At 37.3% G+C, this 9261-nt stretch carries 16 protein-coding genes and 1 pseudogene; 6 read left to right on the forward strand and 11 right to left on the reverse strand.

Going from position 1 to position 9261, the window contains the following annotated elements; genetic code table 11:
• Positions 1 to 3 precede the first annotated feature (3 nt).
• From A5N85_RS17075 to A5N85_RS11825, 5 genes are all read left to right on the forward strand, one after another.
• Positions 4 to 156 (forward strand): transposase, encoded by a 153-nt coding sequence (locus A5N85_RS17075; protein ID WP_143143278.1) that lies wholly within the window; start codon positions 4 to 6, stop codon positions 154 to 156.
• Positions 157 to 243: 87 nt separating this feature from the next.
• Complete coding sequence (locus A5N85_RS11810; RefSeq protein ID WP_072577398.1) at positions 244 to 642, forward strand: hypothetical protein; 399 nt, start codon at positions 244 to 246, stop codon at positions 640 to 642.
• 111 nt (positions 643 to 753) lie between these two features.
• The gene (locus tag A5N85_RS11815) at positions 754 to 1176 is read left to right on the forward strand and encodes a hypothetical protein (RefSeq protein ID WP_072577399.1); all 423 of its coding nucleotides are present in this window, start codon (positions 754 to 756) and stop codon (positions 1174 to 1176) included.
• 109 nt (positions 1177 to 1285) lie between these two features.
• A complete protein-coding gene (locus A5N85_RS11820) occupies positions 1286 to 1684 on the forward strand; it encodes a hypothetical protein (protein WP_143143275.1) in 399 nt (132 codons plus the stop codon).
• Between the two features lie 74 nt (positions 1685 to 1758).
• A complete protein-coding gene (locus tag A5N85_RS11825) occupies positions 1759 to 2454 on the forward strand; it encodes a hypothetical protein (protein ID WP_072577401.1) in 696 nt (231 codons plus the stop codon).
• A 438-nt stretch (positions 2455 to 2892) separates the two neighbouring features.
• On the opposite strand, the gene A5N85_RS11830 is transcribed toward A5N85_RS11825, so the two are convergent.
• The 11 genes and pseudogenes from A5N85_RS11830 to A5N85_RS15755 form a co-directional block, all read right to left on the reverse strand.
• A complete protein-coding gene (locus A5N85_RS11830) occupies positions 2893 to 3339 on the reverse strand; it encodes a hypothetical protein (RefSeq protein ID WP_115306099.1) in 447 nt (148 codons plus the stop codon).
• 156 nt (positions 3340 to 3495) lie between these two features.
• Positions 3496 to 3897, reverse strand: coding sequence for an ACP S-malonyltransferase (locus A5N85_RS11835; RefSeq protein ID WP_072577403.1), 402 nt, complete (start codon positions 3895 to 3897; stop codon positions 3496 to 3498).
• A gap of 372 nt (positions 3898 to 4269) precedes the next feature.
• Entirely contained in the window at positions 4270 to 4623 is a 354-nt protein-coding gene (locus tag A5N85_RS17355) for a topoisomerase DNA-binding C4 zinc finger domain-containing protein (protein WP_342769563.1), read from the reverse strand.
• A pseudogene (locus tag A5N85_RS16705) lies at positions 4609 to 5826 on the reverse strand (type IA DNA topoisomerase); the annotation flags it as partial. The gene A5N85_RS17355 and the pseudogene A5N85_RS16705, both read right to left, overlap by 15 nt.
• Positions 5793 to 6212 carry a toprim domain-containing protein gene (locus A5N85_RS14765; RefSeq protein WP_084601774.1) on the reverse strand — a complete coding sequence of 140 codons (420 nt, stop codon included), beginning with the start codon at positions 6210 to 6212 and terminating at the stop codon, positions 5793 to 5795. The gene A5N85_RS14765 and the pseudogene A5N85_RS16705, both read right to left, overlap by 34 nt.
• Positions 6213 to 6230: 18 nt before the next feature.
• A complete protein-coding gene (locus A5N85_RS11850) occupies positions 6231 to 6629 on the reverse strand; it encodes a hypothetical protein (RefSeq protein WP_072577405.1) in 399 nt (132 codons plus the stop codon).
• A 5-nt stretch (positions 6630 to 6634) separates the two neighbouring features.
• The gene (locus tag A5N85_RS11855; protein WP_072577406.1) at positions 6635 to 7093 is read right to left on the reverse strand and encodes a hypothetical protein; all 459 of its coding nucleotides are present in this window, start codon (positions 7091 to 7093) and stop codon (positions 6635 to 6637) included.
• Positions 7094 to 7102: 9 nt separating this feature from the next.
• Positions 7103 to 7384 (reverse strand): hypothetical protein, encoded by a 282-nt coding sequence (locus A5N85_RS11860; protein WP_072577407.1) that lies wholly within the window; start codon positions 7382 to 7384, stop codon positions 7103 to 7105.
• Between the two features lie 15 nt (positions 7385 to 7399).
• Positions 7400 to 7606, reverse strand: coding sequence for a hypothetical protein (locus A5N85_RS11865; protein WP_072577408.1), 207 nt, complete (start codon positions 7604 to 7606; stop codon positions 7400 to 7402).
• 120 nt (positions 7607 to 7726) lie between these two features.
• Positions 7727 to 8599, reverse strand: coding sequence for an SPFH domain-containing protein (locus tag A5N85_RS11870; protein ID WP_084601775.1), 873 nt, complete (start codon positions 8597 to 8599; stop codon positions 7727 to 7729).
• A 194-nt stretch (positions 8600 to 8793) separates the two neighbouring features.
• Entirely contained in the window at positions 8794 to 8940 is a 147-nt protein-coding gene (locus A5N85_RS15755; RefSeq protein WP_169818668.1) for a hypothetical protein, read from the reverse strand.
• Positions 8941 to 9139: 199 nt separating this feature from the next.
• On the opposite strand from A5N85_RS15755, the gene A5N85_RS17820 reads away from it, so the two are divergent.
• Positions 9140 to 9261 (forward strand): helix-turn-helix domain-containing protein (locus A5N85_RS17820; protein ID WP_143143277.1); only part of this gene is annotated, 122 nt, incomplete at its 3' end.

Genomic DNA, 9261 nt, shown 5'->3' on the forward strand with positions numbered 1-9261 from the left:
GGCATGAGGATAGTTTGGTTACCCCCTTATAGTCCAGACTTAAATCCCATTGAAAAGATGTGGGCTTGGATTAAGCAAATACGCAAAGAATGGCGGATGGATTGTATTGATACTTTATTCTTTTATCTGCTTTGGATTGGGTTGAGTTTTAGATGATTGCACTATATGGGATACCCGCCACGGGAAATTTTTCCCGTGGGGGAAAGATTTCGTCGTGGTTTTTTTACTTTAAAAGGAGAAACTATGGCTAATTTAAGTAATATTCATCAACTCATTGAACAGTTGAACCAAAATGATCGAAGTGCCATAATCGCGCTAATTGATCTAAAAATGGAGGGCGATATGCAACAAGTATTAAATAAACTTGATGTCATGGCGCACAACATCAATGCAAAATTCAGTGCAATGGACGCGAAATTCGAAGCAAAATTAGATGCCGTTAATGCTCGCTTTGATGCTGTTGATGCACGTTTTGATGCCCTTGAAAAAGGCATAAATACCCGCTTTGACGCACTTGAAAAAGGCACTAATGCCCGTTTTATCGCTTTGGAAAATTCAATTGCCAGTATCCGCTGGTGGAATATGACCGCAATAGGCTTTATCGGCTTATTGTTCGTATTCCTTCGTTTTTTCCCTAGCTAATCATACAAGCCATCATCGATGATGATGGCTTTCTCATCACCGCACAATCGGTATTCACCCACAGGGTATGCTTTCCTGTGGGAGGCATACCCTCTCTTTTTTGGAGGACTTATGCCTAATTATTTCATGCAAACCTATTGCACCAATGAGTCGGTTTTAGATTGCCTCGCAAATTATCATCAATTTATTCCTGTGTCAGTATCACAATTACGCCTTTCTTACTGGCAACAACGCCAGTTCGGGGCAGAGATTATTTACTGTGACAGAATTCGGGAAAAAAACGGTGGAACAAGAGTAGATATGGAAAGTATTCATGCCTTACCACTAGGCTTATTTCGGTTTATCAGCAAACAATTTCCTGATAAGCGAATTGAGCTCTTTTTTGCGCGAGAAAATGATGATGGCTGCTATTGTGGCGTTTATCATTTCTGTTCAGGCGAATGCTCAGAGAATCTCATTCAGCCATACACCAAAGTGGCTCGAATGCTCTCTGCTTATTTGCTAGATCATGAGCCTTATTCATTAAGCGCTTGAGCTAATTTTTCATTTCCTACGGGAGAATTTCCGTAGGAGATTCTCCCTTATTTTAGAGAATCAACCATGAAAACCATAGAACAATCTTTAATTTATAGAGGTCATCATATTGACATTTATCGCTTATCTTGAGCAACGGATGCTGACGTTAGACGATATTCTATTTCTACCGATCTTTATGAGAGAAGAGGGGGATAAAATCGGTCTTTCTACTTTGCCGAGTAAGGAATATCGTCCGTTTGGCTTTATCTATATGACACAAGATGAAATTAAAGAGGAATTTTATACCATAAGCGTTCAGCCAGTTGTCATACCGATTATCTATAACCGTTTTGACGATGAGCTGGAAACACTTGAGCAATGGCTCAACAAGGAAGTGTATAAATTCCATATCAGTGAGCTAGATGAATCTCTGGGTGGATTTTATGGACGCGACCATGAAGCAAATTGCTTGCTTGATGAGGCTAAAAGCATTATCGATTGGAAAACCAATCCTAAATATTCATAAATTTATTTAAATTTACTTTTCCCAATGGGAGCTATCCCATTGGGATAGCTCTTTTTTATTTATAAAGAGAGTTAATGATGAAAAATCAAAATATTATCTTATCTAAAACCTTGAAAGGGCAAAAAAACAGAAAATATACTGTCAATATTCATCAAATGAATATTGATAAAGTCAAACCTCCGCATAAGTGTAAAAATGCGAGAAGTTTTGGCATCATTTTTAGTTCTGACTACCCTTATTTGGAACAGTTAAAAACCGACTTTCCAAAGCTATCGTTACTTGAAGCACAAAAAATCGAAGATGAACGCGTCTATGATGAAGCATTAGACTCAAAGGTGTTTTATCACCTAACAGAAAATGGACAAATCGAGCTTAGTTTGCAATATAGAGGTTTCTTAGAAACCCCACATGATGGCTTTCTTGGTTATCTCGTTGGTTGTGAATTTAGAGACCAAGCAGAACTCGAGCTAAATGAAATGAGCCATTTTTTAAATCATCAGGTTTATTCTTATTCCATACCTGGTTTAAAAATTAAAAGCCCAGCGCTTTTCTGCGATAAAACAGAAATAGATATGCTGCTTAATATGGCTCAAGCAGAAATTGATGAGTATCAGAGAATGTTCGCTTTGGCACGAGATGTCGTCTCTGACTTATCAATAGTCATTAAAACAACGGGCGATGGTGGGTTTCATTTTCGTAAACGCGATATGCGCCTTTTATCGCTGGCTTGTGATGTCATCAATCAGTTATTGCGCTTACAACGCAATTAGTATTTTTATTCTGTAACAGTAATCCTCCGACAATGTCGGGGGATTTTTTTATAGATAGTCTGGAACATATCTACAAGACTAAGCAAAATCATAACTAGCATATTCCAAAAATCAAACCGTTTTGTTTTTCATTATCAAATATATTCGATAAGAAAAAACTTTGCCTCTCGTTTATTGTCCACAAAAATACTTGCTTCTTATTTTGAGACCTTTGCAAAACCTCGTAAAATAGAAAAAATCCAATTTTTTGAATTTTTAAAATATATTAAAATCATATAATTATCTTTTCTACTATTGGTAAAAATTCGCGTAAAACGAAGTTTTGCAAAGGTCTCATTTTTTTACGAAAAATGATAGTCAAATACATAGCTCACTTCTTCCAGTGCTGCGACTAAATCATAGAAGACATCAACATCACAATCACTTTAATGTGTCAGGTTAAAGCAATGCTACTTCATCACTAAAAGCATAGTTTAATTCATCATTTTCTACATTGAACAACTCATCCTCAAGGATAATACGTTTTCGTTTTATTGCGGCTTGAATTCTAGCAAGCACTTTAGGCTCTTCTTCCGATAGAAATATCTTTTTATTAGCTTGTTTTTGATATAAAAACTGTAACATATCCGCTCGTATTTCAAGTCGATGAAACTTCATCACATCGTTAATGTGTTGGTGAAATTCAGAAGCACAATATCTATTCCAATTATCATAGAGTGCAACCCAAGGCAGGATTTGGCACTGATTTTCTTCTAGTGCCTGAACATTTAGCAGCTGTATTTTGTCAGGATAAAATCTTGAAAGCATTATTGCCGTATCTTGGGTGGATAAGTCTGATGACATTGGTGGATCAGCAGGAATATATTTTGAGTGCAAGAGCTGCAAATATGCTACTGCACAATTGACATCATGAAGACGTCAACGACGTTTGTATTGCTTGTGTACTTTTTAGTAATCTAGATAATTCACGATAATCTATTAGAAAAATATTATCTTGCTTTTTCATGAAAGAGCTCTCCAAAAAATTCTTAATAGATTGATTTAGACAGTCTCAATCATTTCTAGGTGAGTTAATGCAAATCCACCTCTCCGTCCTTCAAGTAAAACTACTACTGTATGCTCGCCTTGAATAAAAGCCTTGCTTCTAGTTTTTGTTTTATAGGGATTATTTTTGCTGCCAATTAGTAAATGGGGATAATAAATACATGGACTACCAATGGGGTATCTTTCGTTAAAATCGTCTACAAGTTTTTGTAAGTGGTTTTCTGTACTTTCTGTTAATAGCTTGGCATATTTGTTTATTGCATATTCTTGCATTGATAATTCTTCACGATAGCCGTCTATTCTATCTTCCGATACCCCTTCGTTTATGATAGCTAGGGTAGCGTCATAATCAATACACGCATCAACCAATGCTTTGAATTCTTGAGATGGTTCTTTCATAGTATTTTCCTTATGTATTCTGATGGAATTGAGACCATTTATGTCTCGCTCAGTATGTTTACAGTTAAAAAATAGGTATTCTTTGCTTCTATGAGCGTTTTTATTTCAAGTTCAGATAATTCTTCTCCAGTATGTGCCTTACGAATAAGGCATCCTAAATTTTTCTCTGGATAAAGCAGGGTTAGACTTTTGGTTAATCGCTCAGGAAAAGTGCAGAGGTAGTTTTTTCCTTCATATTGAAAGATTCTATGCCTACAATATGGTACGACTATCTGATTGTTTTTAGCGCTTATGACTGCTGACATGAATTCATTTTCTCCATCTCTTCATTGATGCAATATCATGTAGGCTATTCCTCATTCAATCAGTAACTTAATGGGTATTTTGATGAAATTGCGGAATGCCATTCACATCTTGCTCGGTATGTTTGCAGTCCGGGTAATTGCTGCACCCCCAAAACTTTCCTTTTTTGCCCTGTCTCAGTTTTAAAATTCCCCCACAAGCACCACATTTATAGCTTTTGCCATGTTGTCCTTGTCCACATTCAGGACAAGGATAAGTAGGCTCATTGCTCGACATTGCCGTGATACTGTTATCTGCTTCAAAAGTCTCCAATTGCTCGTCGAGCAGACGGTCATACTGTCCAACCGATTGCGCATAGTCTGCACGTCCCTGTGCAATAGCATCCAAGCTATCTTCCATATTTCGCGTATAAGCGACTTCCATAAACGAAAATCGGTTTTTTAAGGCTTCAACGATGGCTTTCCCCAATTCGGTGGGTTCAAACCTGCGTTTAACCAGTCGCACATAATCTCTTTTGAGAATCACACTGATAATAGAGGCATAAGTTGCAGGTCTGCCGATGCCTTCGCGCTCTAGCGCTTTGACTAAAGATACTTCGCTATATCTTGCTGGTGGTTTGGTTTCTAATGCGAGTATTTCAGCATTCTCAGGCGTGAGAGTAGTTCCCTCATAAAGCAACGGTACTAACTGCTGTGCCTCATCTTTATCCTCGTTGGTGTAATCATCTGACATCATGATCATCCAACCTTTGTAAATTACCTCTCTACCCGTAGCGGTAAATTTGGCTGGGATCGTTTGCGGATTAGGGACATTGGTAAAAGTGATTGCCTGTGGCGTTGCTAAACAGACGCTGCGCACTTTAAAAACAGCGGAGCGCATCTGACACGCGACTGCTGTCCGCCAAATGAGCTGATACAGCTTATCTGCATTAACATCGTCTGTATTTGCTTCTCGCGTTTCAAAGTGGGTCGGACGAATCGCTTCATGCGCTTCCTGAGCATCCTCTTTTGCTTTCCAAGTATGTGGTTTATCAGGGATATGCTCTTGCTATCCTTTGCTGTGCAAAAACGCCCAAACAGCTTCAATACCGTCTTGAGAGAGATTAGGGTTATCTGTCCGATGATAAGTAATTAAACCCGCTTCAAAAAGCGTTTGTGCTGCCTTCATCGTATCATTCACGGACATTTTTAACCGATTAGCAGCTGCCTGTTGCAGGGTAGAGGTAATCAGTGGTGCAGGGGGCTTCCTCGCCTGTTGTTTTTCTTCAAATGATTCAATAATAACCAATTCTCTTGCCGCATCAATTACCTGTTGTGCTACACCTCTATCGGTAATGTATGGCATCTCCTCAGTCACTAATGATTTAGTCTCCCACTTAGCAGACCAAGTGCTTCCATCGGAGAAACCTTTGTCGTCAGTGAGCGGTAAATCTAAGCGCACCCCGAAATGATTGGTTTTAACAAAAGATCGAATCGCTTGCTCACGCTCAACGACTAAGCGCAGAGCAACAGACTGCACACGTCCTGCAGATAATCCACGCTGTCCCAGTTTATTGCCTAAGACAGGCGAAACCTTATAGCCGAATAAACGATCTAATACCCGACGACCTTGTTGTGCCAAGAACAATCGGTAATCGACCTGACGGGGAGATTTAAGTGCTTTTTCAACCGCAGAGGGAGTGATTTCATTAAAAGTGACTCGCGCGTAGAGCGTTTATCTTTTCCTAACACCTGTTGCAGATGCCAAGCGATTGCTTCACCTTCTCGATCAGGGTCAGTTGCCAGATAAATCGTATTTGCTCCCTGTGCCAGTTTTTTTAACCTAGCGATAGTAGGTCCGCTACGTTCACCCGTTACATATTTTGGCCAATACTCTGGAGCAGTCACACCAATTTCGTTTTTAGGTAGATCGCGGATATGTCCAACGGATGCGGCAACTTCCCAACCTTGTCCTAAAAAACCTGCAATTTTCTTTGCTTTTGAGGGCGATTCAACGATAAGTAAGTTCATCATTGCCCCTCTTTTGAAGTATTACTTGTTTTTGCATACTGAAATGCCATGTATTTTTTGATTGAATCTATCAGAGGTTTTTAAGTCTAAATCAAGCGTTTTCAGTAAAGGTAAAGTACAAGGTATAATCAGTAGCAAAGCACTCATTAATGATAAATTTAATTCACCCTCTTGTTTCAATTGAAAGAAAGCAAGAATTAAAAATAAAAAGCCTACTAATATAGTAAATAGAGAAGAAATTATCAGTGTTATGCTTCTTATGGTTATGATGATATTCAAACGTTTTACTTGTTTTAAAAAAAATTCAATTTTTTCAATCTTTTTAGTTTCTTCTGTAAATTCTAAGCCTTTTCCTTCTTCCAACAAATCATCTATGTAGTTCTCAAATTTTTGATAACTTAAAAATATAGGGGTTTTCATAGAATTCAGCCTTTGATGGTATGTGAATAATTATTAGCGAGATCAGTTAAAGGCTGAATTTTCTCAATAATAAGTTCGTATCTTTCAAAACAGTTATTTAGGTAATATCTCAATAAAACACCACAGGGTAACGGTAGAAAAAATATAGGCTTTTGGACAAAAAATAAGGCTATAGATTGACTTTCCTCCCCATTACGAATGGTATTCGCTTTATCTAGAAGATATTGAGCAAAAGAAAAAAATAGATACACCATAAGTAATAAGAGGCAAATAGAGCCTATTCGATAAGACCATGTTAATATTCTAATTTTGACGATTAGTATGTATTGCAAAAAGTTTAAATCATTTAGAAAATTATCAATTTCTTCAGATTTTTTTGACCACTCAATTTTTTTCGCGCGTAACAATAAGCTATTTGTAAATATCTCTAGTATCTGATAGCTAGAAAAAATACTAATTTTCATCACACATTCTCAATTCAACTCTTTAATGGCTTGTTCAATTGCTTTCAAAATCGCTTCAGCTTGTTCTTGAGAATGATTTCCACGATCCCAAATGACAAAGGTATTTCTACCTTCTTTTCGTATTGTGATATCTTCTTTGTCATGGTCTGGGTGAGTACAAATGAATTCAAAAGTCCCTGCAATATAGATTGGACCAATACACCATTTATCTCCGATTTGTTGTTGAGCCTTATTTGTAATCGCTACTAAAGATTGCTCAAACGCATCATATATGTTTGTAAATTTTGTCATAAATTACTCTTACATTTAAATGGTTCTATTTGAAATATTCTCTGAAATACGTTGTTTTGTCCCGATTGGTTCACTCAAAAAACGACGATAAAATTCGGCTATCTCAATGCAATATGGCGTTTCAGGAATTTCAATTGGAATAATGCAAATATCTTGTAGGCTTTCTTTAGAAATGAGAGGATTATTCGCTAATTTTCTGTATTCCGATTCGGTTATAGCCAAATCAGCTAAAAACGGAACTTTCTATAAACCCTACCTAGCTACTTCTAGCGGTAAGGTAATGTTTATAAAACGTCCTGTTTTTTAGTTGATTTGACTATAGATATTTCATCTGCTCATCTCTCAATTTTTATTTTCGGAAGAAGAAAGAATAGGAACGACATTATTTGGTAGCATAGTAGAAGGTAATTTTCCATCCCAGCGCTCAACTTGCATTAAGTGAATAATGTCTGAATTTTGTTTTAAAGCATCTGCTTTTTGAGTAATCGCTTTAGCCTCTGCATCGGCTCGTAAAGTAATGGCTTTAGCCTCACCTTCAGCAGCTTTTACTCGTGCATCTGCGGATGCCTTTGCTCGAGTAACAGCAATTTCAGCTTCAACCTTTTCTCGTTCAAGATTTTGTTTATAGCGCTCAACTTCTACTTCTGCTTTCATTCGATCTTCAATCGTTTGTTCATAAGCATCGCTAAAATCAATATTTTCAATTTGAACACTATGGATTTTTAAATAAGAGTAGGGACTTAAAGCCCGAGTAACCGCTTCCTGAACATCATGATTTAGCTGTTCTCTTGTTTGAACCGCTTTCAAGGCCGTATATTGTCCAAATACTGTTTTTATTTCTTGTCGGGTTAATGGCACAATAACGCGTTGATAAGCATCTTCTAAATTGCCAAATTGGCTATAAAGTTTATCTACCCCTGTATCCGCAACAGATAGGGTAACTGATACATTAATTTCCGCAGGTTGCTGATCGGATGAATACGCTAAAACTTTATCTAATGTCCCAGTGGTTGTTCGCACGGGGATTTTAATGACCTTATTGACAAATGGCAGTTTAAAATGAAGACCTGGTTCAGCAATTTCTTTGACTTGACCATAACTGAGAACGACTCCGCGTTCACCTTGGTCAATGGTATAGACAGTTCCACCTGTAAAAGATAAAACTATCAGACCTACAACTGAAAAAGAAATAACGCTTGGGAGAAATTTATTCATTTTATTTTCTCCATCGAACCTTTTTTCCATACTGACTCAGCACTCTCTAGTAGGCGATCAATGGCATCGCATCGAATACTGTCATAGTCATTAACGATAACGCAGCTTTCTGCGACGATATCCGCAAGTAAATCTTCAGCCTCTGAATAGAGTGGGGCATCTTGTAGATCTTCTAGTTTTAGTTTGCTGTCAGATCATGTCAGATACACGCACGGCTTAAAATGGCTCTCAAAAACAATTTCGCCATCTTCTTTTTCAAGTTTTAAGTACAGAATTTCTGAATCTTGTTCACCAATTGAGGGGATTTCTGCGGTTAAGTATAATTTGTTTTTGGTAGCCATTTTATTCTCCAGTTTTTTGTCAATAATATAAATTTGATTCGAAAGTTTCTTCTTATAATCAAATTATTAGTAGGAAAATACATACCATTTATTCTGGCACCACAGGAGTATAGTCAAATCACTTATAATCCAATCTATCCAAAGCAGATATAAAGAACAACTTGTAGTAGAATTATCAAAAACAAACTGAGCATATCCTATGACCTACTGCCGCCAATTCCGACAGAAAATTCTTAACGATATTGCTAATGGAGAAACTTGGCACGCTGTTGCAAAGCGCTACAAGATCAGCAAATTCACCGTTTATAGCTGGATTAAAAA

The organism is Suttonella ornithocola (genome assembly GCF_001889065.1).
Classification (GTDB): domain Bacteria; phylum Pseudomonadota; class Gammaproteobacteria; order Cardiobacteriales; family Cardiobacteriaceae; genus Suttonella_A; species Suttonella_A ornithocola.

Excerpts from the sequence above, each read along its gene's own strand:
- A5N85_RS17075 (WP_143143278.1), top strand. The coding sequence starts at position 4 with ATGAGGATAGTTTGGTTACCCCCTTATAGTCCAGACTTAAATCCCATT.
- A5N85_RS11810 (WP_072577398.1), top strand. The coding sequence starts at position 244 with ATGGCTAATTTAAGTAATATTCATCAACTCATTGAACAGTTGAACCAA.
- A5N85_RS11815 (WP_072577399.1), top strand. The coding sequence starts at position 754 with ATGCCTAATTATTTCATGCAAACCTATTGCACCAATGAGTCGGTTTTA.
- A5N85_RS11825 (WP_072577401.1), top strand. The coding sequence starts at position 1,759 with ATGATGAAAAATCAAAATATTATCTTATCTAAAACCTTGAAAGGGCAA.
- A5N85_RS11835 (WP_072577403.1), bottom strand. The coding sequence starts at position 3,897 with ATGAAAGAACCATCTCAAGAATTCAAAGCATTGGTTGATGCGTGTATT.
- A5N85_RS17355 (WP_342769563.1), bottom strand. The coding sequence starts at position 4,623 with ATGGAAGTCGCTTATACGCGAAATATGGAAGATAGCTTGGATGCTATT.
- A5N85_RS14765 (WP_084601774.1), bottom strand. The coding sequence starts at position 6,212 with ATGATGAACTTACTTATCGTTGAATCGCCCTCAAAAGCAAAGAAAATT.
- A5N85_RS11850 (WP_072577405.1), bottom strand. The coding sequence starts at position 6,629 with ATGAAAACCCCTATATTTTTAAGTTATCAAAAATTTGAGAACTACATA.
- A5N85_RS11855 (WP_072577406.1), bottom strand. The coding sequence starts at position 7,093 with ATGAAAATTAGTATTTTTTCTAGCTATCAGATACTAGAGATATTTACA.
- A5N85_RS11860 (WP_072577407.1), bottom strand. The coding sequence starts at position 7,384 with ATGACAAAATTTACAAACATATATGATGCGTTTGAGCAATCTTTAGTA.
- A5N85_RS11870 (WP_084601775.1), bottom strand. The coding sequence starts at position 8,599 with ATGAATAAATTTCTCCCAAGCGTTATTTCTTTTTCAGTTGTAGGTCTG.
- A5N85_RS15755 (WP_169818668.1), bottom strand. The coding sequence starts at position 8,940 with ATGGCTACCAAAAACAAATTATACTTAACCGCAGAAATCCCCTCAATT.